21 protein-coding genes are annotated in these 23,547 nt (G+C 68.7%); 12 read left to right on the plus strand and 9 right to left on the minus strand.

Going from position 1 to position 23,547, the window contains the following annotated elements:
• Window position 1 precedes the first annotated feature (1 nt).
• From rbbA to BW39_RS31475, 5 genes are read right to left on the minus strand one after another with little or no spacing between them, the layout of a single operon-like run.
• On the minus strand, window positions 2-2,758 hold the full coding sequence (gene rbbA, locus BW39_RS04510) for a ribosome-associated ATPase/putative transporter RbbA (RefSeq protein WP_043820141.1): 2,757 nt from the start codon (window positions 2,756-2,758) through the stop codon (window positions 2-4).
• Window positions 2,755-3,846, minus strand: a complete 1,092-nt coding sequence (locus BW39_RS04515) for an HlyD family secretion protein (RefSeq protein ID WP_012202692.1) — start codon at window positions 3,844-3,846, stop codon at window positions 2,755-2,757. The genes rbbA and BW39_RS04515 overlap by 4 nt, the downstream gene beginning before the upstream one ends.
• A 17-nt stretch (window positions 3,847-3,863) precedes the next feature.
• Window positions 3,864-5,339, minus strand: a complete 1,476-nt coding sequence (locus BW39_RS04520; RefSeq protein WP_043820143.1) for an efflux transporter outer membrane subunit — start codon at window positions 5,337-5,339, stop codon at window positions 3,864-3,866.
• A 33-nt stretch (window positions 5,340-5,372) separates the two neighbouring features.
• Window positions 5,373-6,140: an enoyl-ACP reductase FabI gene (gene fabI, locus BW39_RS04525; protein ID WP_012202694.1), complete on the minus strand. Its 768-nt coding sequence runs from the start codon at window positions 6,138-6,140 to the stop codon at window positions 5,373-5,375.
• A gap of 15 nt (window positions 6,141-6,155) precedes the next feature.
• Window positions 6,156-6,320: a hypothetical protein gene (locus BW39_RS31475; RefSeq protein WP_155294163.1), complete on the minus strand. Its 165-nt coding sequence runs from the start codon at window positions 6,318-6,320 to the stop codon at window positions 6,156-6,158.
• 381 nt (window positions 6,321-6,701) lie between these two features.
• Between BW39_RS31475 and BW39_RS04530 the strand changes: the two genes are divergently transcribed.
• The 11 genes from BW39_RS04530 (at window position 6,702) to BW39_RS04580 (ending at window position 19,229) form a co-directional block, all read left to right on the plus strand.
• A complete protein-coding gene (locus BW39_RS04530; protein ID WP_043820146.1) occupies window positions 6,702-8,198 on the plus strand; it encodes a hypothetical protein in 1,497 nt (498 codons plus the stop codon).
• A gap of 153 nt (window positions 8,199-8,351) precedes the next feature.
• Window positions 8,352-9,464: a hypothetical protein gene (locus BW39_RS04535; RefSeq protein WP_043820148.1), complete on the plus strand. Its 1,113-nt coding sequence runs from the start codon at window positions 8,352-8,354 to the stop codon at window positions 9,462-9,464.
• A gap of 22 nt (window positions 9,465-9,486) precedes the next feature.
• Complete coding sequence (locus BW39_RS04540; protein WP_043820149.1) at window positions 9,487-10,731, plus strand: toxic anion resistance protein; 1,245 nt, start codon at window positions 9,487-9,489, stop codon at window positions 10,729-10,731.
• Between the two features lie 2 nt (window positions 10,732-10,733).
• Window positions 10,734-12,344: a vWA domain-containing protein gene (locus BW39_RS04545; protein ID WP_043820150.1), complete on the plus strand. Its 1,611-nt coding sequence runs from the start codon at window positions 10,734-10,736 to the stop codon at window positions 12,342-12,344.
• Window positions 12,345-12,372: 28 nt separating this feature from the next.
• A complete protein-coding gene (locus BW39_RS04550) occupies window positions 12,373-12,996 on the plus strand; it encodes a hypothetical protein (RefSeq protein ID WP_043820153.1) in 624 nt (207 codons plus the stop codon).
• Between the two features lie 398 nt (window positions 12,997-13,394).
• Entirely contained in the window at window positions 13,395-13,982 is a 588-nt protein-coding gene (locus BW39_RS04555; RefSeq protein ID WP_012202700.1) for an anthranilate synthase component II, read from the plus strand.
• Window positions 13,983-14,011: 29 nt separating this feature from the next.
• A complete protein-coding gene (gene trpD / locus BW39_RS04560) occupies window positions 14,012-15,046 on the plus strand; it encodes an anthranilate phosphoribosyltransferase (protein ID WP_013804671.1) in 1,035 nt (344 codons plus the stop codon).
• 50 nt (window positions 15,047-15,096) lie between these two features.
• The gene (trpC, locus tag BW39_RS04565; protein ID WP_012202702.1) at window positions 15,097-15,900 is read left to right on the plus strand and encodes an indole-3-glycerol phosphate synthase TrpC; all 804 of its coding nucleotides are present in this window, start codon (window positions 15,097-15,099) and stop codon (window positions 15,898-15,900) included.
• A 184-nt stretch (window positions 15,901-16,084) separates the two neighbouring features.
• Window positions 16,085-16,828 carry a right-handed parallel beta-helix repeat-containing protein gene (locus BW39_RS04570; RefSeq protein WP_052155277.1) on the plus strand — a complete coding sequence of 248 codons (744 nt, stop codon included), beginning with the start codon at window positions 16,085-16,087 and terminating at the stop codon, window positions 16,826-16,828.
• Window positions 16,829-16,846: 18 nt separating this feature from the next.
• Complete coding sequence (locus tag BW39_RS04575; RefSeq protein WP_081816123.1) at window positions 16,847-18,340, plus strand: fibronectin type III domain-containing protein; 1,494 nt, start codon at window positions 16,847-16,849, stop codon at window positions 18,338-18,340.
• Between the two features lie 157 nt (window positions 18,341-18,497).
• On the plus strand, window positions 18,498-19,229 hold the full coding sequence (locus BW39_RS04580; protein ID WP_013804667.1) for a uracil-DNA glycosylase: 732 nt from the start codon (window positions 18,498-18,500) through the stop codon (window positions 19,227-19,229).
• Here the strand turns inward: BW39_RS04580 and BW39_RS04585 are convergent.
• Window positions 19,223-21,256 carry an alkyl/aryl-sulfatase gene (locus tag BW39_RS04585; RefSeq protein WP_043820158.1) on the minus strand — a complete coding sequence of 678 codons (2,034 nt, stop codon included), beginning with the start codon at window positions 21,254-21,256 and terminating at the stop codon, window positions 19,223-19,225. The genes BW39_RS04580 and BW39_RS04585 overlap by 7 nt on opposite strands.
• 87 nt (window positions 21,257-21,343) lie before the next feature.
• On the opposite strand from BW39_RS04585, the gene BW39_RS04590 reads away from it, so the two are divergent.
• Window positions 21,344-22,057, plus strand: coding sequence for a Crp/Fnr family transcriptional regulator (locus BW39_RS04590; protein WP_043820159.1), 714 nt, complete (start codon window positions 21,344-21,346; stop codon window positions 22,055-22,057).
• Between the two features lie 27 nt (window positions 22,058-22,084).
• Here BW39_RS04590 and BW39_RS04595 read toward each other — a convergent pair whose 3' ends face one another.
• The 3 genes from BW39_RS04595 to BW39_RS04605 form a co-directional block, all read right to left on the minus strand.
• Window positions 22,085-22,444: a hypothetical protein gene (locus BW39_RS04595; protein ID WP_043820161.1), complete on the minus strand. Its 360-nt coding sequence runs from the start codon at window positions 22,442-22,444 to the stop codon at window positions 22,085-22,087.
• A gap of 95 nt (window positions 22,445-22,539) precedes the next feature.
• Window positions 22,540-22,923, minus strand: a complete 384-nt coding sequence (locus BW39_RS04600; protein ID WP_016449547.1) for a roadblock/LC7 domain-containing protein — start codon at window positions 22,921-22,923, stop codon at window positions 22,540-22,542.
• On the minus strand, window positions 22,913-23,461 hold the full coding sequence (locus BW39_RS04605; protein WP_043820163.1) for a GTP-binding protein: 549 nt from the start codon (window positions 23,459-23,461) through the stop codon (window positions 22,913-22,915). Before BW39_RS04605 ends, BW39_RS04600 begins: the two co-directional genes overlap by 11 nt.
• Window positions 23,462-23,547 lie beyond the last annotated feature (86 nt).

Below are 23,547 nucleotides of genomic sequence, written 5' to 3' on the forward strand. Positions count from 1 at the left end.
GTCAGCTCTCCTGCTTTCTGGTCAGTGCAATGGCCAGGCCCAGGATCACCGGCACGGACAGCAGCAGCGGCCCGAACGAGCCGGCCAGCTCCCGAAATCCCAGCGCCTTGCTGAACACGCCGCGGCTGATGGCGATCATGTGGCTGGCCGGATAGACCTCGCCGATGATGCGGCCCGCCCCCTCCAGCGAGGACACGGGATCGACCAGGCCCGCGAACTGCGTGGTGGGGATCAGCGTGCCGATCAGCACCAGGAACATCGAGGCGATCTGGCTGCGCGTCAGCGTGGAGGCCAGCAGGCCGAAGCCCGTGGAGGCGCCGCTGAAGATCAGCGCCGCCAGGGCCAGCGTGGCAAAGCTGCCCGTCACGGGAACGCCGAACAGGGTGACGGCCATCAGGCACATCAGCAGGAAGTTCAGCATGGCCAGCACCACATAGGGCAGTTGCTTGCCCAGCAGGAATTCGGTGCGCGTGACCGGCGTGACGTAGAGGTTGGTGATGGAGCCGCTTTCCTTCTCGCGCACCACGGCCAGCGCCGTCAGCATGGCCGGCAAAAGCAGCAGCAGCAGGGGCATGACGGCCGGCACCATGGCCGGCAGGCTGCGCACGTCGGGGTTGTAGCGAAAGCGCGTCTGGATGTCGATGAGGCCGGCCGGCGTCACACCCAGGCGCTCGCGCGCCTGCTCGGTCAGCCAGTGCTGGTGGATGCCCTGCAGGTAGCCGCGCACGGTCTCGGCGCGCGTGGGCATGGCGCCGTCGAACCAGGCGCCCACCTGCACGGAGCCGCCGCGCAGCACATCGCGCGCAAAGCCCGGGGGGATCTCGATGGCCAGGGTCAGCTCGCCGCTGCGCATGCGGCGGTCCAGTGCGTCGTAGTCGGTCAGCGGCGGCTGCTCGATGAAGTAGCGCGAGCCCGACAGGCTCATCGCATAGCTGCGGCTGATGGTGGTCTGGTCGCGGTCCAGCACGGCAAAGCGCAGGTCCTCCACGTCCAGGCTGATGCCGTAGCCCATCACGAACATCAGGATCAGCGAGCCCACCAGGGCCAGCGTGGCGCGCACCGGGTCGCGCTGCAGCTCCAGCGCTTCGCGCCAGACATAGCTGAGCATGCGCTGGGCGCTGAAATGGCGGCGGCGCGCGGTGTGCGTTTCCACGGCAGCGGGGGTGGCCGGTGCGGCCTGCTGTTCCTCGGCCGGGGCCTCGCCGCCACCGGCCTCGACCAGGTAGCCGATGAAGGCTTCCTCCAGCGTGGCCGCGCCGCGCTTGGCCACCAGGCGCGCGGGCGTGTCGCTGTCCAGCACCTTGCCCGCATGCATCATGGACATGCGGTCGCAGCGCTCGGCCTCGTTCATGAAGTGGGTGGAGATGAAGATGGTCACGCGGTCGCGCCGCGACAGCTCCACCAGCAGGCGCCAGAAGCCGTCGCGCGCCACGGGGTCCACGCCCGAGGTGGGCTCGTCCAGGATGAGCAGCTCGGGCTTGTGCACCATGGCCACGGCCAGCGACAGGCGCTGGCGCATGCCCAGAGGCAGGGCGGCCGGCAGGCTGTGCTGTGCGGCCTGCAGGTCGAAGCGCTGCAGCATCTCGGCCACGCGCGCGGGAATGTCCGCCTCGGGCACGCCGAACAGGCGCGCATGCAGCACCAGGTTCTGGTGCACGGTCAGCTCGCCGTACAGCGAGAACGCCTGGGTCATGTAGCCCACGCGGCGGCGCGTGTCGATGTCGCGCGGGTCCACGGGCTGGCCGAACAGCCAGGCCTGGCCCTCGCTGGCCGGCAGCAGGCCGGTCAGCATCTTCATGGTGGTGCTCTTGCCGCAGCCGTTGGAGCCCAGGAAGCCGAAGATCTCGCCGCGGCGGATGCGGAAGGACACATGGTCCACGGCGACGAAGTCGCCAAAGCGCATGGTCAGGTCCCTGGCCTCGATGGCGATGTCGTCCTCGCCGCCCTCGGGCAGGGGGGCGATGGTCACGGGCGCATGGCCGCGCTTTTTCTCTTCGGGCAGCAGGGCGATGAAGGCCTCTTCCAGCGAGCGGCTGTCCGTGCGCTGCAGCAGCTCGGCCGGCGTGCCCGTGGCCAGCACGCGGCCCTCGTCCATGGCCACCAGCCAGTCGAAGCGCTGGGCCTCGTCCATGTAGGCCGTGGCCACCAGCACGCTCATGCCGGGGCGCTGGCGGCGGATGCGCGCGATCAGGTCCCAGAACTGGGCGCGCGCCAGCGGGTCGACGCCCGTGGTGGGCTCGTCCAGGATCAGCAGGTCGGGGTCGTGGATCAGCGCGCAGCACAGGCCCAGCTTCTGCTTCATGCCGCCCGACAGCTTGCCGGCCGGCCGCTCCAGGAATTTGCGCAGGCCCGTGGCCTGGGTGAGATCGTCGATGCGCCGGCGCCGCTCGGCCGCGTCATGGCCGAACAGGCGCGCGAAGAACTGCAGGTTCTCCTCCACCGACAGCGTGGGATAGAGGTTGCGCCCCAGGCCCTGCGGCATGTAGGCCACGCGCGGGCAGACGGCCTCGCGGTGCCGGCGCTGGGCCATGTCGCCGCCCAGCACCTCGACGCTGCCTTCCTGAATCTTGCGTGCCCCGGAGATCAGCGCCATGAGGCTGGACTTGCCCACGCCGTCCGGCCCGATCAGGCCGACCATGCGGCCTTCGGGAATGTCCAGATCAATGCCCGCCAGCGCCTCGACCTGGCCATAGCGCTGGTGCACGCCCTTCAGGCGCACGACCCAGCCGCTGGCATGGGGCGTCGTGCTCTCGCTCATTGCGCGGGCTGAGCTGGCAGCTTGATGGCCAGGTTGGCGGGCCACTCATGGCTGGCATCGGTGCGCAGCCAGGCCATGCCGGGCACGCCGGTCTTGACCTGTTCCAGATGGCGGCGCAGCAGCTCTGGCGGGATCTGGGCGCGCACGCGGAACATCAGCTTCTGGCGCTCGCTGGCGGTCTCCACGGTCTTGGGCGTGAACTGGGCCTGGCTGGCGACGAAGGAGACGCGGGCGGGGATCACGTACTCGGGCGCGGCGTCCAGCACCAGGCGCACCTCGCTGCCCAGGGCGATGCGCCCGGCGGCGGTCTCGGGCACGAAGAAGGTCATATAGACATCGGACAGGTCCAGCAGGTTGAGCACGCGCCCGCCTGCGCCCAGCACCTCGCCGGGCTGGGCCACGCGCAGCTGTACGCGGCCGTCGCGCGGAGCCTTGAGCACGCCGTCGTCGATGTCGGCCTGCACGCGCGCCACCGTGGCCGTGGCCGCCTGCACCTGGGAGCGCACGCCGACCACCTGGGCCTCGGCCGCCTTCACGGCGGCCTGGGCAGCGGCGGCCTGTGCGCGCGTGGCGGCCAGCGCCGCCTCGCTGCCGCGCACGCGGGCGCGGTCGTCATCGAGCTCCTGCACCGAGGAGGCGCCCTCGCGCGCCAGCGTTTCCGAGCGCTTGAAGCGGCGCTGCGCGGCGTCCACCTCGGTCTCGCGCTGCACGATCAGGGCCTGGGCGGCGGCCAGGTCGCTGCGGCGCAGGGTGACCTGGGCCTCGGCGGCGGCCACGCTGTGCTCGGCCTGCTGGCGCATGGCGTCGGCTTCCTGGCGTTGCGCACGCAGGGTGTCGATCTGCATGCGCGCCACGGGCTGGCCGGCCTGCACGAAGTCGCCCTCGCGCACCAGGATTTCCTCCACGCGGCCGGGCAGCTTGGTGGAGATATCGATCTCGGTGGCCTCGACGCGGCCGTTGCTGCCGACGAAGCCCTCGCCCGGGCCCTTGGGCGTGAAGGTCTTCCAGGCCCACCAGGCCACGAGGGCCAGGACCGCCACGGCGGCGATCGGCACGATCTTGTTCTTCAGAGAGGTGTTCTTGTCCATGGGCGGGTCCGGAGGCTTCAGGAATTCGGGGGATCGGCAGGCGTGGCCGGCAGGGTGGCGGGCAGCGCGGCAGGTTCGGCCCCGCTGCCGCCGCCCAGGGCGGCATACAGGCCCACCTGGCTGGACAGCAAGGCGCGCCGCGCCTGCACCAGCTGCTGGCGTGCGGCCAGCAGGTCGCGCTGGGCGTCCAGCACCTCCAGGTAGGCGGCCGAGCCGTTGTCGTAGCGCAGCTGCGCCAGCCGCGCGCGCTCGGCCTGGGCCTGTACGGCGGTGCGCTGCACGGTGATCTGCTCGGACAGCCAGCGGCGTGCGGCCAGGCCATCGGCCACCTCGCGGAAGGCGGTCTGGATGGCTTTCTCGTACTGGGCCACGGCCAGGTCGCTGCGGATTTCGCCCAGCTCCAGGTTGGCGCGGCGCCGGCCGCCGTCGAAGATGGGCAGGGACACCGTGGGCACGAAGGCCCAGGCGCGGCTGCCGCCGTCGAACAGGCCGTCGAGTTCGGCGCTGGCCGTGCCCCAGCGGGCCGTGAGCGCAATGCGCGGGAAGAAGGCGGCGCGCGCCGCGCCGATCTGGGCCCGGGCCGCGCGCAGCTGGTGCTCGGCGGCGGCAATGTCGGGCCGCGCCGTGAGCAGTTCCGAGGGCAGGCCCGGCCGCAGCTCGGCCAGCACCAGGGCGTCGTCAAAGGGTGCGGCGGCGGGCAGCGGGCCCGGGTGGGCGCCGACCAGCTGCGCCAGTGCGTGCAGCTGCTGCGCGCGTGCCAGCTCCAGCTGGGCCAGCAGGGCCTGGGCCTGGGTCAGCAGGGTCTGGACCTGGGCCAGCTGCAGGCGCGAGCTGGCGCCCACGGCCTCGCGGCGCGTGAAGATGCGAAAGGATTCCTGGCGCGTGGCCAGCGTCTCACGCGCAATGGCCACGCGCTCGTCCAGCTCGCGCAGGCCCAGGTAGCCGTCGGCCACCTGGGCGATCAGCGCGGTCTGCACAGCGTGGCGGCCCGCATCGCTGGCCAGCCAGGTCTGCAGGGCCGCGTCCTTGAGGCTGCGCACGCGGCCCCACAGGTCCAGCTCCCAGCTGCTGAAGCCGACCTCGGCGCGGTACTCGCCGCTGACCACGGAGCGGCCCGAAAGGTTGAGGTCGCCAGGCACGCGCGCCCGCGCGGCCTGGCCGCCCACGCCAATGGCCGGGAACAGCTCGGAGCGCTGGATCTGGAAGGCCGCGCGCGCCTCTTCGGCGCGCAGCGCGGCCACGCGCAGGTCGCGGTTGTGCTCCAGCGCGGTGGCGATGAGCTGGCGCAGCACGGGGTCGGTGAAGTAGTCGCGCCAGGGCAGGCCGGCGGCGGCGACACCCTGGGCGCCCGCCTGCAGATGGGCAGGCCAGGCCTCGGGCGTGGGCAGGGGCGGCGGCTCGTGCGGCGGCGCCAGGGAGGCACATCCTGCCAGGGCGGCGGCCAGTGCGGCTGCCAGCGCGGCGGCGGCGGTTCGGGGGAATGGGAGGGTCATCTGCAGTGCTGCGGGGTGCCGGTGCGGCAGCCGCTAGTTGAGGATGTGGTGGCCGCCATCGACATACAGCGTGCAGCCCGTGATGGCGCGCGCCCCGTCCGAGGCCAGGAAGGCGCACAGCGGCCCCACGTCGTCGGGCCTCAGTTCGCCGGCAATGGGCGAGCGGCGCACGCTGTCGGCCACGAGTTCATCGAACGCGGCAATGCCCGAGGCCGCGCGCGTGGCGATGGGGCCGGGCGAGACGGCATTGACGCGGATGCGCGAGGGGCCCAGCTCGGCCGCCAGGTAGCGCGTGGTGGACTCCAGCGCGGCCTTGACCGGGCCCATGATTCCGTAGTGCGGCATGACCTCGCTGGCGCCCAGGTAGCTCAGCGTCATGAGGCTGCCGCCGCTGGCCGCCATCAGCGGCTCGGCCAGGTGGGCCATGCGGATGAAGGAGTGGCAGGAGATGTCCATGGCCAGCGCAAAGCCCTCGCGGGAGCTGTCCACCACGCGGCCCTGCAGGTCCTTGCGCGGGGCGTAGGCCACGGCGTGCAGCACGAAGTCCAGCCGGCCCCAGCGCACGGCGGCGGCATCGAACAGTGCGCGCATCTGCTCGTCGTCGCCCACGTCCAGCGGCATGCGCAGCTCGGCACCGATCTCGTCGAGCAGGGGCTCCACATGCACACGGGCCTTGTCGTTCTGCCAGGTCGCGCCGATCTCGGCGCCCGCCGCATGCATGGCCCGGGCACAGGCCCAGGCAATGCTGTCGCGGTTGGCGATGCCGACGATCAGGCCTTTTTTGCCAGCCAATAGCGTCATCTCGAATGCTCCAGATCAGAAGGTCTGCCGGGAAACAGGCCGCCTTGGGGCGGCTTCGTCAGGAATCACGGGGCATGGCGCGGCATTGCCGACATATGCGCCACGGCGAATGTTTGTATTTCCTGTGACTACGAAGCTTTTGATAGCTTGTTTTGATGCATGCAAATCAAAGGTTTGCATGCCAATATCGTCCCCTGGTCTTTTTCATTCTATCTATGTTGCACTGCAGCGACCGATTTTGGCGATGCCGTTTCGTTATATCGATGCAGTTCACTCCATAGTCTTGACTCAGGTCAAAGAGGGCGGCGTCACTGAGAGAATGTCGCTTGCCGCCGGTCGCTGCGTCCAGTAGAGCAATGGCGTATTTTTGCGCCAACAGCCAAACATTCCCTGTATTGGCCGGATTTCAATGAATACAAGGTTTTCACACCATATTGGTGCACGGGGGGTAAAGAAAATCGGAAATCTGCCGATGGTCCATGAACAGAGAAAATCCCCTGCCTGCAAAGGCCTGGGCCGCCACATTCAGTCAGGACAAGACCGAAGGAAGACGATCAATCCATGACCAGCATTTCATCCACCGGCGCCAGCTTTGCCGCCAGCGCAGCGGGCATGCGGCCCACGGTGTCCGTGAGGTCGTCAGCGACCACGGCAGCTGCTGCACCCGCCGACCCGGGCACGCAGGTCACGCTGGGCCAGTCCACAGGGTCCAGCGTCATCTATGCCAAACCGCAGCCCGTGGAACTGGGGCAGTTCAGGCTGACCCGGGCCTGGGCCTCGCAAGACAGGGACGACATCAGCACCCTGATGGCGCGCAACCTGGGCCTGGGCCCGTCGGCCAGCCTGGCCGACCGCTGGCGCGGCCTGGGCGGCGCCCTGCTGTCGCGCTTTGCGGCCACGCCGTCAGACTACCAACAGACGGTTGCGGAGTACCAGGCGCCCACGGCGGCCGACTCCGTCGCAGGCAGCGCGGATGCGCAGGCCCTGGACAAGTCCGCACTGAGCGATGTGTCCGTGGGCGCTGCCACCGTGAGCCTGAAGATCCGCACGCAATCGGGCCAGACCGTGGAGCTGCGGATTGCCACGAACGACGGCAGCGAAGCGGGCAGCAGCAGCGGGCTGCGGGTCGAGGTCAAGAGTTCCGGCACCTTGAGCCAAGCCGAGAGCGCGGCCATTGCCCAGCTGGCCGACGGGCTGGACGAAGCGCTGGAAGGCCTGGGAAAGCCGGGCAAGCCCCAGCTGGAACTGGGCAAGCTGATGGACTTCGACCGCAGCGTGCTGTCCGGCCTGGACCTGGACATCAAGAACCCCAAGCCTTCGCAGCCCCTGTCCTCGTTCAGCCTGCATGTGGGCGCCGATGGCCGATCGGTGGCGATGAAGGGCGCGGCGGGCGAGCTGGCCGTCAACCTGGAGTCCGATGCCCCCGTGGGCGCCAGCGCTTCGCAGCGCCAGGCCGCGCTGGACCAGCATCTGAAGCGCTTTGATGCCGCCGCGCAGCGCGGCCGTGCGGATGCGGCGCTGGTGGACATGTTCAAGAGTGCCTTCAGTCAGCTGCACAACGCGCAGGCGCCGGCCGCGCCGGGCGCCATCGTCGCGCTCTCCGGGCTGGAGCGTTCCGTGCAGTCCCTGCAAAGCGGCCTGGCCGATTTCCAGGCCAGCTTCAGCGGTGACTTCGAGAACACCAACGAATTCGGCGCCGTGACCGAAATCGGCCGCGCCGAGTACCAGGTGGGCCAGAAGACCACCCGGCAGTCCCGCGGCAGGGAGGGCGAGTCGATCGCCCAGGTGGTCACCGAGTCCCTGAACGCCGAGTCCAAAAAGGCGCGCAACCGCAGCATGCTGGATTTGCAGACGGGCAACTATGACCTGACCAAGGTGCAGGACAGCCGCACCATCACCACGCTGATCGAGACAGCCGGCAAGCAGGTCACCGGCGCGCTGCGCAAGACGCAAGAGCGCCAGATGCAGACGTGGGACCAGCTGGTGGAGCACCGCACCCAGCAGCACCGCGAAACGCCCGGTGGGCGCAGCTTCACTGAGCAACTCGCGCTGAGGTAGTCGCGCTGAGGTAGTCGCGGCGCGGGCCGGGCCGCGTGTCGTCGTTGTGTCACAAAACTTCCGTATAAGAAGTTTTTTTGAACAGAACATGACAACGGCCCGCGCGTTCATGACCGAATTTCATCTTGCCGTCATCCAGGGCGGAGCCTCTCAATGAACGCCCGCCGTGCTTTGGCGGCGGGGCTGGCGGCGCTGCTGCTGGCAGCCGTGGGCGGCGGCGTCTGGTACTCGCGCACGGCCCTGGTGCAGGACCGCCAGGCGCAGCTGACGCAGCAGCAGTCCGTTACGGCGCGCGGCCTGATCGGCTCCGAGAAGGAAGCCTTCTTCCAGGACGAGCGTGTGCGCGACGTGCTGGCGCGCCACGGCGTGACGGTGACCGTGCAAAAGGCCGGCTCGCGCAGCATTGCCAACAGCTACGACCCCAAGCAGTACGACTTCGGCTTTCCCTCGGGGGCGCCGGCTGCGGCCCAGCTCAAGGCGGCGGCCAGGGCCGGCACGGTCTACACGCCGTTCTACACGCCCATCGTGTTCGCCAGCTGGCGGCCCATTGCCGAGATCCTGATCGCCAACGGCGTTGCGCAAAAGCAGGGCGACTTCTTTTACGTGACCGATCTTCCCGCCCTGCTGGCCATGGCCGGCAAGGGCACGCGCTGGCGTGACCTGAAGGCCTCCGGCGCCTTTGCCACCGGCAAGGCCGTGCTGCCCGCCAGCACCGATGTGCGCAGCTCCAACAGCGCGGCCATGTACCTGGCGCTGGCCAGCTATGTGCTCAACGGCCAGCAGGTGGTGCAAAGCCCGGCCGACCTGGAGCGCGTGATGCCCCAGGTGGCGCCGCTGTTTCTGCGCCAGGGCTTCCAGGAAAGCTCGTCGGCCGGCCCCTTCGAGGACTACCTGGCCCTGGGCATGGGCAAGGCGCCGCTGCTGGTGGCCTATGAATCGCAGCTGGTGGAGTTCCTGCTGCGCCACCCGCAGCGCAGAAGCGGCGAGATGGTGATGCTCTACCCGCAGCCCACGCTGTATTCCAAGCATGTGCTCGTGCCCTACACGCCTGCGGGCGATCGCGTGGGCCAGCTGCTCGAATCCGATCCGCAGCTGCGCGCATTGGCGCAGGAATACGGCTTTCGCACCGGCGGCGACACGCACGGGCCCGAGCGCTGGGCCGGGCAGGGCGTGCAGGCGCCCGCGCAGCTGGTGGAGGTGATCGATCCGCCCAGCCAGGAGTGGCTGGAGCGAATGATCGTGGACATGGAGCAGCGCTTCAAATGACCGAACGTTCCAGGAGCAACCGATGAGCAACACCCCCCAGACCACCGCTGCCAGCGCCGCCGTGGCCGTGCCTGCACAGGAGCAGGATTTCGTGCTGGAGCCGCCTGCGCCCGCCCTGCCCGTGCCCATCGAGTCGGCCAGCGGCAAGGTCCGCCTCAAGGCCGAGGAAGTGCAGCAGCTGGACGCGCAGGTGGCGCAGTTCATCGACGACATCACCGCCAACGACAGCCAGTCGCCCGCCTTCAAGGGCGCGGTCGAGCGCATCCACGGCATGGGCAACAAGGAGGTGCAGGCCGCTGCCGCCGTCTCCAACCGCATGCTGGAGCGTCCCGTCAAGACGCTGAACAACGGCCTGTTCGACCAGGGCAGCCAGATCGGCCAGGGCCTGATCGACCTGCGCCGCCAGGTGGAGGCGCTGGACCCCTCGCGCCAGGACGACCTGTTCAAGCCGCGCAAGCTGCTGGGCTTGATCCCCATGGGCAACAGGCTGGTGGACTACTTCGACAAATTCCAGTCCAGCCAGAGCCACCTGAACGCCATCATCGACAGCCTCAAGCGCGGCAAGGACGAGCTGCTGCGCGACAACGCCGCCATCGAGCAGGAAAAGGCCAACCTGTGGGGCCTGATGGAGCGGCTGGAGAAATACATCCACATCGGCAAGAAGCTGGACGCGGCGCTGGAGGCCAAGGCGGCGCAGCTGGACGCCAGCGACCCGGAAAAGGCGCGCGTGGTGCGCGAGGACATGCTGTTCTACGCACGCCAGAAGGTCACCGACCTGCTCACCCAGATGGCGGTGAACGTGCAGGGCTACCTGGCACTGGACCTGGTGCGCAAGAACAACCTCGAACTGGCCAAGGGCGTGGACCGCGCGACCACCACCACGGTCTCTGCCCTGCGCACGGCCGTCATCGTGGCGCAGGCGCTGGCCAACCAGAAACTGGTGCTGGACCAGATCACGGCGCTGAACACCACCACGGGCAACCTGATCGCCGGCACCAGCGAGCTGCTGCGCGAGCAAAGCGGGAAGATCCACGAGCAGGCGGCCAGAAGCACCATCGACATCGCCAAACTGCAGCAGGCCTTCGGCAACATCTACCAGACCATGGACGCCATGGCCGACTTCAAGGTCAAGGCCCTGGCCTCCATGCAGACCACGGTGGACACGCTGTCGCAGGAGGTGGACAAGTCCCGCGCCTATCTGGAAAAGAGCCGCCGCGAGGACGTGCGCGAGGCGCTGCAGGCGCCCGCCGGCGAGGTGGTGCTGTGAGCATGTTCCGGCGCCTGGCGGCCTGGTGGCTGCTGGGCCTTGCGCTGGCCCTGGCCGGCTGCGGCAAGTCGCCCGAAACCGCGCCGCAGGCCGCCGCCAAGTCCGATCCGTCCGCCGGTCCCCAGGGTGCATTCACCGTGCTGGCCGGCTCCGAGCTCAAGGACGTGGCGCCCGCGCTGGAGCAGGCCGCCACGGCGGCGGGCGTGCCGCTCAAGCTCAGCTATGCGGGCACGCTGGAGATGGTCGAGCGCATCAATGCGGGCGAGCAGTACGACGCCATCCTGCCGCCCAATGGCGCCTATCCCGCGCTGGCGCTGGCGAACAAGCCGCTGGCGCGCGAAAAGCTTTTCTACTCGCGCGTGGCCCTGGGCGTAAAGGCTCCCGTGCTGCAAAAGCTGGGCTGGGACAAGGCCCCGCCCACCTGGGCCGACATCGCACGCGCTGCCGCCCAGGGCCGGCTGCGCTACGGCATGACCAATCCGGCCAGCTCCAACACCGGCATGAGCGCGCTGTTCGCCGTGGCCTCGGCCGTGGCCGGCAAGACCGAGGACCTGGACGCCAGGGAGGTCAATGCCAAGGTGCTCAAGGACTTCCTGTCGGGCCACAAGCTCACCGCCGGCAGCTCCGGCTGGCTGGCCGAGGCCTTTGAGCGCGAGCCTGGCGCCGTCGATGCGCTGGTCAACTACGAGGCCGTGATCCTGCGCCTGAACGAGAAGCTGCCCGCCGCCGACCGGCTCACCCTGGTCTACCCGCGCGACGGCGTGATCTCGGCCGACTATCCGCTGATGCTGCTCAACGCTGCGCGGCGCGCAGACTATGACCGGCTGGTCGCCCAGTTCAAGGCTCCCGCCTTCCAGGGCCAGCCGCTGCGCCAGGCCCAGCTGCGCCCCGCCAGCCCCGAGGCACAGGCCAGCCCGGTGCTGACCATGGCGCCCGTGGTGGAGTTGAGCTTTCCGAACCGGCTGGAGGTGATCGATGCCGTGCTCTCGGCCTACCAGAGCGATCTGCGCCGCCCGGCCACCAGCATCTTCGTGCTGGACGTGAGCGGCTCCATGAAGGGTGCGCGGCTGGCGCAGATGAAGGAGGCGCTCAAGCTGCTGTCCGGCGCCGAGGCCTCGGCCGCCAGCCAGCGCTATGCCGCCTTCCAGGCGCGCGAGCGCGTGCTGCTGATTCCGTTCTCGGGCCTGGTCGGCCAGCCCGCGCGCGTGCAGTTCGCGGCGGGCGACCTGCAGGCCGCAAGCGCCCAGGTGCTGGCCTATGCCGACAGCCTGGTGGCCGACGGCGGCACGGCCATCTACGACGCGCTCACGCTGGCCCAGCAGCAGGCACGCCAGGAACTGCGGGCCGATCCCGAGCGCTTCGTCAGCATCGTGCTGCTGACCGATGGCGCCAACACGGCCGGCCGCGACTGGGCCGCATTCGAGCGCGAGCAGCGCATGGCGCGCGACGGCGGCGCGCCGCTGGTGCGCGTCTTTCCCATCATCTTTGGCGAGGCGCAGTCCGGCGAAATGCAGGCCCTGGCCGCGCTGACGGGCGGGCGCGCCTTCGATGCGCGCAACACCGGCAAGAGCGGGCTGCCGCTGGTGTTCAAGGAAATCCGGGGCTACCAGTGACAGCGCCGCCAGCGATGGGACCCGCCTGATGCGCCGCCTGCAGCTTTTCTTCTACGGCAACGGCAACCTCGCCGGGCTGGCGCTGGCCCTGCTGGGGCCGGTGCTGCTGTTCGCGGGCGTGATCGGCGGCGGCTGGGGCTGGATCACGCTGGGGCTGTACGTCGCGGGCCTGCTGCTGGGCTGGGCCCTGCAGCCCGCGGGCGCCAGCTTCGAGCGGGCGCTGCAGCAGCACTGGAGCGCCGAGGACATCCGCGAACGCATCGACGAGCTGGTGCAAAGGGCCCGCCCGATGCTCACGCCCGAGATGCAAAAGCACCTGGACAGCGTGCGCGGCTCGGTGCACGAGGTGCTGCCCTCGCTGGCCGAGGCCGGCCCGGTCTTCAACGAGGGCCTGTTCACCGTGCGCGAGACGGTGCTGCAGTACCTGCCCGCCACGCTGTCGCACTATGCGGCGCTGCCGCCGCTGTTCCGTGTCACCCAGCCCGTGCAGGACGGCAAGACGGCCAGGCAACTGCTGACCGAGCAGCTGGCGCTGCTGGCCGGGCAGATGCAGCAGGTGGTGGCCCATGTGGCGGCCAGCGATGCGCAGGCGCTGCTGGCCAACGGGCGCTTTTTGAAGCAGAAGTTCGACCAGCCGGATTTCCTGAAGTGAGGCGCCTGCAGGGTCGTCCCGCCACGCTGCGCGGACCCTGTGTTAGCATGCTCCGCCATGCAGCCTGCTGCATTCCCGTCTTCCAGACACCTGAACTCTCGATCCAAGACAGCCATGAACGGTACGCCCGTTTCGATCATCGTTGCACAGTGGTGGCGCTTCCAATAAGGAAGCGGCACGTCGTTGCGGTTGCGTACCGCGCCTTGCCGCCGTGACGGCAGCAAGGCTCACCCAGCAGATGGCTCCCCGGCACGGCGGCTCCCAGAACCCAGGAGATTGCCCAGATGCCCTCAGATTCCCCCTTCCAGACCCAGGCAGCATCGCGCGCATTCCCGCGCCAGCCTTCGCTGCGGCATGCCCGCGCCACCCGTTTTTCCCTTTGAGACCCAGGAGCCGGTATGACCAGACTGCTGATGATCGACAACTACGACAGCTTCACCTACAACATCGTCCAGTACTTCGGCGAGCTGGGTGCCGATGTCACCGTGGTGCGCAATGACGAGGCCACGCTGGACGAGGTGATCGCCCTGGTCGAGCGTGAGAAGATCGACCGCCTGGTGATCTCGCCCGGCCCCTGCTCGCCGGCCGAGGCCGGCATTTCCGTGGCGGCCATCCAGCACTTTGCAGGCCGCCTGCCCATCCTGGGCGTGTGCCTGGGCCACCAGAGCATTGGCGCGGCCTTCGGCGGCGACATCGTGCGCGCGGGCCAGCAGATGCATGGCAAGACCAGCGTCATCACCACCGACCGCAAGGGCGTGTTCGCCGACCTGCCCGAGCAGTTCACGGTCAACCGCTACCACTCGCTGGCCATTGCGCGCTCCAGCCTGCCCGAATGCCTGGAGATCACGGCCACCAGCGAGGACGGCGAGATCCAGGGCGTGCGCCACACCAGCCTGGCCATCGAGGGCGTGCAATTCCACCCCGAGAGCATCCTCACCGAGCATGGCCACGCCATGCTCAAGAATTTCCTGGAACAGAAGGCCTGAGCAGGCCGGCACCCAACCGAGACACCGCAATGACCCAGATCACCCCCCAGGAAGCGCTGCAGCGCACCATCGAGCACCGCGAAATCTTCCACGACGAGATGCTGCACCTGATGCGCCTGATCATGCGCGGCGAGCTGTCGCCCGTGATGACGGCCGCCATCGTCACCGGCCTGCGCGTGAAGAAGGAGACCATCGGCGAGATCACGGCCGCGGCCGAGGTCATGCGCGAGTTCTCCAACAAGGTCCATGTGGAGGACAAGCGCCACCTGGTGGACATCGTGGGCACGGGCGGCGACGGCGCCAACACCTTCAACATCTCCACCTGCTCCATCTTCGTGATCGCGGCGGCGGGCGGCAAGGTCAGTAAGCACGGCGGGCGCAGCGTCAGCAGCAAGAGCGGCAGCGCCGACGCCATGGAGGCGCTGGGCGTCAACATCCAGCTCAGCCCCGAGCAGATCGCGCGCAGCATCGCCGACGTGGGCATCGGCTTCATGTTCGCGCCCAACCACCACCCGGCCATGAAGAACGTGGCGCCCGTGCGCAAGGAGCTGGGCGTGCGCACCATCTTCAACATCCTGGGCCCGCTGACCAATCCGGCCAGCGCGCCCAACATCCTCATGGGCGTGTTCCACGAGGACCTGGTCGGCATCCAGGTGCGCGCGCTGCAGCGCCTGGGCGCCGAGCACGCCATCGTGGTCTATGGCCGCGACGGCCTGGACGAGATCAGCCTGGGCGCGGGCACCCTGGTGGGCGAGCTCAAGGACGGCGTGGTGCGCGAGTACGAGATCCATCCCGAGGACTTCGGCCTGCGCATGGTGGGCACGCGCGCCTTCAAGGTGGACAATCCCGAGGAATCCAAGGCCATGCTGCTGGGCGTGCTCCATGGCGAAAAGAGTGCCGCGCGCGACATCGTCTGCCTGAACGCGGGTGCCGCCCTGTATGCGGCCAACGTGGCCTCCAGCATCGAGGACGGCATGGCCCGCGCCCAGGCGGCGCTGGACAGCGGCGCTGCCCTGGCCAAGCTCAACGAACTCGTGGCCTACACGGCCCGGCTGACGGCCTGAGCCGCGCAGCCCCCATCGACCACCGAATACAAGAAACCAAGGAAAGCAACGTGTCCGACATCCTCAAGCAAATCTGCGACGTGAAAGTGCAGGAAGTGGCCGCCGCCCAGAAGCGCATGCCCTTCGCGGACATGCGCCGCGACGCCGAAAGCCGCGTGCTCACGCGCGACTTCGTGGGCGCGCTGCGCGCCAAGATCGCCGCCGGCCAGGCCGGCGTGATCGCCGAGATCAAGAAGGCCAGCCCCAGCAAGGGCGTGATCCGCGAGGACTTCATCCCCGCCGACATCGCGCAAAGCTATGCCGATGGCGACGGCAAGGGCGTCAGCGCCGCCTGCCTCTCGGTGCTGACCGACAAGCAGTTCTTCCAGGGCAGCGTGGACTATCTCAAGCAGGCGCGCGCCAGCTGCCACCTGCCCGTGCTGCGCAAGGACTTCATGGTCGATCCCTACCAGATCTACGAATCGCGGGCCATGGGTGCCGACTGCGTGCTGCTGATCGCCGCCTGCCTGGACGACGCGCAGATGGCCGAGATGGAACAGATCGCCCACAGCCTGGACATGGCCGTGCTGGTCGAGGTCCACGACGGCGCCGAGTTGGACCGCGCCCTGCGGCTCAAGACGCCGCTGGTGGGCATCAACAACCGCAACCTGCGCAGCTTCGAGGTCAGCATCCAGACCACGCTGGACCTGCAAAAGAACGTGCCGGCCGACCGCCTGCTGGTCACCGAGTCGGGCATCGGCAGCCGCGAGGACGTCAAGGCCATGCGCGATGCCGGCATCCACAGCTTCCTGGTGGGCGAGGCCTTCATGCGCGCCAAGGAGCCGGGAGAGGCGCTGGCCAAGCTGTTTGCCTGAAGCCAAGACCGGATCGGTCCCTCGGTGGTGCGCCACCGAAGCAGCCCGCCGCAGCCATGCGTGCGGGCTTTTTTTGTGCAAATAGTGTTTCTAAAAGTTTTTCGTTTGCATGATAATTATTGACAATGCGCATGAAATGCCGCTCCGGCAACATGGCCGCAGCCCATCGCCTACGGAGACTTCGATGTCGTTCATGCCCCGTGCCCCTTTCCTGTCCAGCCGCGGCTGGGCTGCCCTCATCGTTTGCGCATCGGCCACGCTGGCATCGTCCGGCGCCTGGGCACAGGCCACGCGCACCTGGGTCTCGGGCGTGGGCGATGACGTCAACCCCTGCAGCCGCACGGCTCCCTGCAAGACGTTTGCGGGGGCCATCGCCAGGACGGCCGCCAACGGCGAGATCAACGTGCTGGATCCTGCGGGCGTCGGTGGAGTCACCATCACCAAGTCCATGCAGGTGGACGGCACAGGCGTGCTTGCCGGCGTGCTGGTCTCCGGTAGCGCGGGCATCACCATCAACGCGGGTGTTTCTGACACCGTGGTGCTGCGGGATCTGGACATCGTCGGCAACGGCACAGGAACGTTCGGCGTCAGAATCTTCCAGGCAGGCAAAGTGGTGCTGGACAACGTCAGGATTCAGGGCTTCACGCAGGCGGCGGTCAAGGTCGAGACGAGCGCTACTTCTGTGTCTGTTCTGGTGCAACGCTCGCAATTGCTGGGCAATGCAGTGCCAGCACAGGGCGAGCCGGAACGCGCCGCCATCAGTGTCCAGAGCACGACCGCCCAGGTCTACCTGTCCAACACCACGGTGTTCGGCAATGACAAGGCGTTCAACGCTGTGGCTGGCGGGAAGATCACCTCGTTCAACAACAACCGGGTCATGGGCAACACCCAGGACAGCGCGCCCACCGACACCGTCTACGAACGCTGATCGGCGCAAGGCAGCATCATGCACAGCGTAAAAGGCGTTGCCCGCAAGTCCTGTCTGGGGCTTGCGGTGTTTGCGGCCCTGGGCCCGGCGCAGGCCGCCGAACTGCTGGCCAACGGCAGTTTCGAGCAGAACTCCGGTCCGGGTTCCCTGGTTTTCACGGGCTGGCAATCCGTGTCCCAGGCCGGCTCCAAGGGCGGCTTCGCCGCCCAGCAAGGCACCAAAGGCGCCATCACGCCCGTGGCCGTGCCTGCACCTCCCGACGGGGCGTTTGCCCTCATGAGCGACCAGCCCGGCCCCGGCAGCCATGTGCTCTACCAGGACGTCGCCATTCCGGCGGGCAGCCCGGCCACGCTGAGCGCCCGCGTCCATGTCCAGAATGCGGCCAAGGTCGCTGCGGCGCCGGCCACGCTTGACTACACGGTGGCTGCGCCCAACCAGCAGGTGCGCATCGACGTCATGAACCCTGCCGCCGCGCCCGACAGCCTGGGCGCCGGTGTGCTGGCCAATGTCTTCCAGTGGCCGCCGGCCACGGCGCCCGGTCCTTCGGACAGCGGCAGCGGCTACCAGTCGCTGCAGTTCGACCTGTCGGCCTACGCGGGCCAGACCGTGCGCCTGCGCATTGCCGAGGTGGACAACCGGCAAAGCCTGTTCTTCGGCGTGGATGCGATGAGCGTCTGGTCCGGCAGCGTTCCGGGCGCACTTCAGCCACCTGCCGATACGGGCTTTTTCGCGCAGGGCACGGCCGTGCAGCTGACCTTCGATCCGGTGGCCTCCATCCCCGGCCAGACGGTCACGGGCTATGTGGCGCAATGTGTCCCGCAAGGTGGCGGCGCGGTGCTGATGGGCACGTCCAGCACTCCGACGGTGGCGGTCAACGGCCTGACACCCGGCGTGGCCTACAACTGCAGCGTGGCGGCACAGTCCAGCAGCGGTGCGGGGCCCGCCTCGCAGCCCCTGACGGTCAACGCCCCTGTCGCTGGCGCCACCACCATCTCGACCCTGCAAGGCGGCAGCGCGACGCTGACCGTCAGCAATCCGGCCAGCGGCTGCAGCCTGCAATCGGCATCGCTGGTGCGTGCGCAAAGCCTGCCCACGGCGCCGCCCCAGGGTGCAGCGGCCTATCCGCTGGGTGTGCTGGACCTGCGCTCGTCGGGCTGCAACTCAGGCGCGACGCTGAAGCTCAGTGTCACCATGCCGCAGGCCCTGCCTGCGGGTGCCCAGTACTGGAAGTACGGTCCCACGGCGGCCAACCCGGCACCGCACTGGTATGAATTCAACGATGGCTTCAAGGTGACCTCGGCCAATACCTACACCCTGGAAGTCCAGGACGGTGGCCTGGGCGACGATGACCTGCAGGCCAATGGCGTGGTGGTCGATCCGGGTGGTCTGATGGTGATGGCGGCGACCTCTGCTGCAGCCATTCCCGTGTGGAACCTCGCGGGTCTGGCGGGCACATCGGCCTCGGTGCTGCTGGCCATGGCGGCAATGCGCCGGCGCCGCCGGACGCGCTGATGCGCTGACGTGCATGTCGCACACGCCGGGCGGCTGTGCGACTGCGGGTATCCTCAGGACATCAATGCACCGGCCGCGCGCCGGTGCATTCCCGTTTCTTTCGTACCTTCGAGGAACCACCATCGCGCGCCATGCGTGCGCTGGTGCCCCATCCGCCATGGCCCTTCAAGACGACGCAATCGCCCCGGCGCAAGCCGACCAACTCCAATCCGCCGATCCCGCCGACTGGCCCGTTGCGCCCGACTGGCAGCCCCTGGTCGAGGACTTCTTCGCGGGTGCCACAGGCCAGCAACTGCTGACCTTTCTGCACCAGCGCCTGGAAGCCGGCGCGGTGATCTTTCCGCCCCAGCCGCTGCGCGCGCTGGAGCTGACCCCGCCCGAGGAAGTGCGCGTGGTCATCCTGGGGCAGGACCCCTACCACGGCCGGGGGCAGGCCGAAGGCCTGTCGTTCTCGGTGGCGCCGGGCGTGCGCATGCCGCCCTCGCTGCAGAACATCTTCAAGGAGATGCAGCGTGACCTGGGCGTGCCTTTCCCGCCGTTTCCCAACCCGGGCGGCAGCCTGGTCAAGTGGGCCAGGAACGGCGTGCTGCTGCTCAACACCTGTCTCACGGTGGAGGAAGGCCAGGCGGCCAGCCACTCGGGCAAGGGCTGGGAGCTGCTGACCGATGCGGTGATCCGACACATCGCCCAGGGCGAGCGGCCCGTGGTCTTCATGCTCTGGGGCAGCCATGCGCAGTCCAAGCGCGCCTTCATTCCGGCCGACCGGGGCCATCTGGTGCTGACCAGCAACCATCCCTCGCCGCTGTCGGCGCTGCGCCCGCCCGTGCCCTTCATCGGCAACGGGCACTTCGGCAAGGCGCGCGACTTCCGCGCACAGCACGGTTACTGAGCGGCCCGCTCGGGGCGTGGCTCCACGATGGGGAACACGCTGTCGAAGCGGTCCAGCATGGACATGAGCGCCGTCACCTTGGAGGCGTCTCCCTCGATGCGCAGCTGGCCGCTCTTGATGGCCTCGGCCATCGTGGTCTCCTGGCCTGCAATGGCGTCCAGCGTGGCGCGCGTCAGGCGCAGGCTGGCATGGGCGGCGGGCGCAAGGCCCGGGCTCTGGGTGAGGGCGCTGTTCTCCAGGTTCAGGCTGCGCTGCTCGCCGGTGTCGGTGAAGGTCCAGTTGAGCACGATGCGCTGGCCTGCGGCCTTGCCCGCGTCCAGCCGCACGCCCAGGTAGTCGAAGAACATCTCCAGCGGCAGGCTGCGCACCAGGTCGCGCGCGGTGCTGCCGGGCCTGGGCAGCTGGGGCACGCCCTGGCGCAGTTCCGCCGCGCCCTGCAGGAAGGCGTTGCGGGCCGTGGCCGATTCCATCTGGTAGCCCAGCTGTTCATAGGCATTGGCCGCCAGGCGGCGCGCGGCCTGGTTGGCCGGGTCGGCGAAGACCAGCTGCGAGGCGATCTGCGCAACCCAGCGGTATTCGCCGCGCTCGTAGTCGGCCTGCGCACGGCGCAGCACGGCGTCGGCGCCACCCATGTATTCCACGGTCTTGCGCGCGGCGGGCACGGGCGGCAGCGCCTCCAATTGCGCCGGGTTGCCTTCGTAGTAGCCCAGGTAGTGCTGGTAGATGGCGCGGATGTTGTGGCGCAGGTGGCCGTAGAAGGCATGCGTTGCGCCGTCGCGGGCCAGGGATTCGGGCATCTTCAGCATCTCGGCGATCTCCGAGCCCACGTAGCCGTGGTTCATGAGGCGCACGGTCTGATCGTGCAGGTATTTGTAGGTGTCGCGCTGGCCGGCCAGCATGCGCTGCAGCCGGGGCTGGCCCCAGACCGGCCAGTGGTGCTGGGCAATCATGATCTCGGCCTTGCCGCCATAGGTGTGCAGGGCGTCGTTCAGGTGGCGCGACCAGCCCAGCGCGTCACGCACCTGGGCGCCGCGCAGCGGCAGCAGGTTGTGCTGGGTGTGCACGGCGATCTCGGCCATGTTCAGCACCTTGAGCTGGGGGTAGTACATGATCATCTCGGCCGGCGCCTCGGCCCCGGGCGTGAGCGCGAACTCGATGTCCACGCCGTCGAGGCGCAGGGTCTCGCGCGGCTTGTCGATCACGCGCGTGGGCGCGATCAGCCCCATGGTGCCGGGCGCACCCGCCTTGCCCAGCCCTGCGTCCACCTGTCCCCTGACATCGCGCGGCAGCAGCATGCCGAACTGGTAGAGCGCGCGCCGGCCCATGGCGTGGCCGGCGATCACGTTCTCGCCCACGGCCTCGGCCATGAAGCCCGCCGGGGCGATGACCTGCACGCGGCCCGCATCCACCTCTTCCTGGCGCACCACGCCGCGCACGCCGCCGAAATGGTCCACATGGCTGTGCGAGTAGATGACGGCCACCACGGGCTTGCGCGGGCGGTGCTGGAAGTACAGGTCCATGGCGGCCTGGGCGGTCTCGGTGTACATCAGCGGATCGACCACGATCAGGCCGGTCTCGCCCTCGATGATGCTCATGTTCGACAGGTCCAGGCCGCGCACCTGGTAGAGCCTGTCGGTCACCTGGAACAGGCCGCTGACGCGGTTGCGCTGGGCCTGGCGCCACAGCGCAGGGTGCACGGTGTCGGGCGCCTGGTCCTGCTCCAGGAAGGCATAGGACTGCATGCTCCAGATGGGACGGCCCTGGACATTGCGCACGACCAGGGTGTCGGCCGGTGCGATCAGGCCGCGCCGGGCGTCCTCCATGGCCTGCGCATCGTCCAGCGGCTGCTGCGCCAAGGCCGCCTGCTGGGCCGCGCGCGTGGCGGCGCTGGCCGGCTGGGGCCTGGCCATGTCGGAGACGGGCAGGCTGCCGTGGGCGCAGGCGCCCAGCAAAGCGGCTGTGGCCAGGCTGGCCAGCAGGCGGGAAGGGCGCGCCAGCGCGCGGGGCAGGGGGTGTGAGGCTTGCATGGAAAGGTCTCCTGGCATGTTCGATGTCAGCGGCGAAAATACGCAGGTCCGCCGGCTGTGTCTGTCAGCCACCCGACATCCCCTCTCATGCAAACTGCCCACGCCTTTCCCTACCTGCCCACGCTGCGCGCCGGTCGCTGGTTCAGCGCACTGGCGCCGCAGTTTGCCGATTTGCTGCTGGCGCTGGCGCAGCCGCGCAGCCTGGAGACGGGCGAGGCCCTGTTCCTGCGCGGCGATGCGCTGGAGGGCGGGCTGTTTGCAGTGGTCCGGGGCAGCATCGGTTTCTCCGGTGTGGGTGGCCAGAGCGAGCAGGCGCGCGAGGCCCTGCTCACGCGCATGGGACCGGCCACCTGGTTTGGCGAGATCGCGCTGTTCGACGGTTCGCCGCGCACCCACGATGCCCACGCCATGGAGCCCAGCGTGGTGCTGCAGGTGCCGCGCCAGCCGCTGCTGGATTGGCTGCAGCAGCACCCCGCGCACTGGCATGACCTGGGCGTGCTGATGTCGGGGCGCATGCGCGCGGCCTTCGCGGCGCTGGAGGACCTGGCCCTCCTGCCCGCTCCCCAGCGCCTGGCGCGCCGCCTGGTGGCCATGGCGCGTGGCTACGGAGAGCGGCTGGACGATGTGCCGGCCCGGCCGCGCCTGGATATCACGCAGGAGCAACTGGCGCGCATGCTGTCGATCTCACGCCAGACCACCAACGTGCTGCTGCAGGGCCTGCAGGCGCGGGGCCTCATCCGCGTGCAGCGCGGCGAGATCGAGATCCTGCAGTGGCAGGCGCTGTGCGCCGAGCGGTTCTGAGCGGCGCAGCCAGTCAAGGGCTGTTGTTCAGACCACCAGCGCATTCTCCACGTCCTGCACCTTGCGGCGCGCCAGCGCGAGATTGGCCTTGGTCTTGTCGAGCACCAGGTACAGGAACAGGCCCTCGTGGTGGGTGGAGGGGCGCAGGATGTGGTACTGCTTGCTCAGCGTGATGAGGATGTCCTCGATGGTGTCTTCCAGGCCCAGCGAGCGCATGGTTTTGAGTTTGGCGCGCACCAGTTCGGTGTTGCCGGCGGCAGCCAGCTCCAGGTCCACGCCCGAGCCTTCCTGCCCCAGGATCATGCCGCTGTTGTAGTCCACCAGTGCAGCGCACATGGCGCCGTCACAGCGCATCAGTTCATCCATGGTTTGCTTGATATTGGCCATTGTTTTCCTAACTCCCTTGTGTTGCGAAAATGTTCTGCACCTTCGCGGTGCCTTCTTGCCGGATGCATATGAGCAGCCCTTGCCTGCCTTTGCCATCACGCTTGTTCCAGCGTCCGCACGGCCTCGCGCGAGACATAGAGAACCTGGCCCAGAACGGCCTCGCGCGAGGCCACCACGCTGATGACCAGCGTCAGGCCCGGGCGCTGTGCCTGCAGCATGACGATGAAGCCCTCGGCCGCCTCGACCACCACGTTGGCGCAATGCCCGAGCTGGTTCTCCTCGCCGGCGATCATGCCCAGCGCCGCCATCGAGCTGGCCATGGCCGACAGCCGCGCCGTGCTGCCCTGGCCTTGCGCACGGGCGGCCACCTCGAAGCCGTCCTCGGTGCTGACCACGCAGCCACGCACGCCGTGCAACCTGCTCATCAGCGACTGCACCGCGGCCTGGGCTGCAGCCTTCAAGGCAGCGTCATTCTTCATGGGACTTCTCCTGGGCAAGGGCTTCAATCTGCAGCAGCAACAGCTCGATCAGGGCCACCACCTGCTGGGGGTTGCGCACATCGGCCGGCACCACGGGGCACAGCAGGCCGCGCGATTGCAGGTGCACGGCAAAGCTGTCCAGATCAGGCGCTGTGTACTCCTGCATGCGGCATACCGCCACCACGCATGCCGTGCTGCGCAAGACATCGGACAGGCCCTGGACATAGATATCCAGGTCGGCCAGCGGATCGGAGCGGCTGTTGTCGATCAGCAAGATCACGCCCAGCGCGCCGCGCGAGAGGATGCGCCACATGAAGTCAAAGCGCTCCTGCCCGGGCGTGCCGTAGAGGTACAGCTTCTCGCCGTTGTCCAGGGTCAGCTCGCCATAGTCCATGCCGGCCGTCGTCAGCGCCTTGTCCAGGGTGTCATCGGTGTTGCGCACGTCGGTGCTCACGGGGGCGATCTCGCTGACGCAGCGGATGGCCGTGGTCTTGCCTGCGCCTGGAGGGCCGGAGATCAGGATCTTGAGTTCGCTCATGGGCGCGCTCCTGCAAACCGGGCCAGGCGAAGGCGTATGCGTTCGAGCACGCCCCTGTCCGGCGCAGGGTTGCCGGGGGGCGGTGC

This window comes from Delftia sp. RIT313 (assembly GCF_000632165.1).
In the GTDB taxonomy this organism is placed as follows: Bacteria; Pseudomonadota; Gammaproteobacteria; order Burkholderiales; family Burkholderiaceae_C; genus Comamonas; species Comamonas acidovorans.

What these genes read in the sequence shown, in the direction of transcription:
- rbbA (WP_043820141.1), bottom strand. Translation starts at nt 2,758, where the DNA reads ATGAGCGAGAGCACGACGCCCCATGCCAGCGGCTGGGTCGTGCGCCTG.
- BW39_RS04515 (WP_012202692.1), bottom strand. Translation starts at nt 3,846, where the DNA reads ATGGACAAGAACACCTCTCTGAAGAACAAGATCGTGCCGATCGCCGCC.
- BW39_RS04520 (WP_043820143.1), bottom strand. Translation starts at nt 5,339, where the DNA reads ATGACCCTCCCATTCCCCCGAACCGCCGCCGCCGCGCTGGCAGCCGCA.
- fabI (WP_012202694.1), bottom strand. Translation starts at nt 6,140, where the DNA reads ATGACGCTATTGGCTGGCAAAAAAGGCCTGATCGTCGGCATCGCCAAC.
- BW39_RS31475 (WP_155294163.1), bottom strand. Translation starts at nt 6,320, where the DNA reads ATGCAAACCTTTGATTTGCATGCATCAAAACAAGCTATCAAAAGCTTC.
- BW39_RS04530 (WP_043820146.1), top strand. Translation starts at nt 6,702, where the DNA reads ATGACCAGCATTTCATCCACCGGCGCCAGCTTTGCCGCCAGCGCAGCG.
- BW39_RS04535 (WP_043820148.1), top strand. Translation starts at nt 8,352, where the DNA reads ATGAACGCCCGCCGTGCTTTGGCGGCGGGGCTGGCGGCGCTGCTGCTG.
- BW39_RS04540 (WP_043820149.1), top strand. Translation starts at nt 9,487, where the DNA reads ATGAGCAACACCCCCCAGACCACCGCTGCCAGCGCCGCCGTGGCCGTG.
- BW39_RS04545 (WP_043820150.1), top strand. Translation starts at nt 10,734, where the DNA reads ATGTTCCGGCGCCTGGCGGCCTGGTGGCTGCTGGGCCTTGCGCTGGCC.
- BW39_RS04550 (WP_043820153.1), top strand. Translation starts at nt 12,373, where the DNA reads ATGCGCCGCCTGCAGCTTTTCTTCTACGGCAACGGCAACCTCGCCGGG.
- BW39_RS04555 (WP_012202700.1), top strand. Translation starts at nt 13,395, where the DNA reads ATGACCAGACTGCTGATGATCGACAACTACGACAGCTTCACCTACAAC.
- trpD (WP_013804671.1), top strand. Translation starts at nt 14,012, where the DNA reads ATGACCCAGATCACCCCCCAGGAAGCGCTGCAGCGCACCATCGAGCAC.
- BW39_RS04570 (WP_052155277.1), top strand. Translation starts at nt 16,085, where the DNA reads ATGTCGTTCATGCCCCGTGCCCCTTTCCTGTCCAGCCGCGGCTGGGCT.
- BW39_RS04575 (WP_081816123.1), top strand. Translation starts at nt 16,847, where the DNA reads ATGCACAGCGTAAAAGGCGTTGCCCGCAAGTCCTGTCTGGGGCTTGCG.
- BW39_RS04580 (WP_013804667.1), top strand. Translation starts at nt 18,498, where the DNA reads ATGGCCCTTCAAGACGACGCAATCGCCCCGGCGCAAGCCGACCAACTC.
- BW39_RS04585 (WP_043820158.1), bottom strand. Translation starts at nt 21,256, where the DNA reads ATGCAAGCCTCACACCCCCTGCCCCGCGCGCTGGCGCGCCCTTCCCGC.
- BW39_RS04590 (WP_043820159.1), top strand. Translation starts at nt 21,344, where the DNA reads ATGCAAACTGCCCACGCCTTTCCCTACCTGCCCACGCTGCGCGCCGGT.
- BW39_RS04595 (WP_043820161.1), bottom strand. Translation starts at nt 22,444, where the DNA reads ATGGCCAATATCAAGCAAACCATGGATGAACTGATGCGCTGTGACGGC.
- BW39_RS04600 (WP_016449547.1), bottom strand. Translation starts at nt 22,923, where the DNA reads ATGAAGAATGACGCTGCCTTGAAGGCTGCAGCCCAGGCCGCGGTGCAG.
- BW39_RS04605 (WP_043820163.1), bottom strand. Translation starts at nt 23,461, where the DNA reads ATGAGCGAACTCAAGATCCTGATCTCCGGCCCTCCAGGCGCAGGCAAG.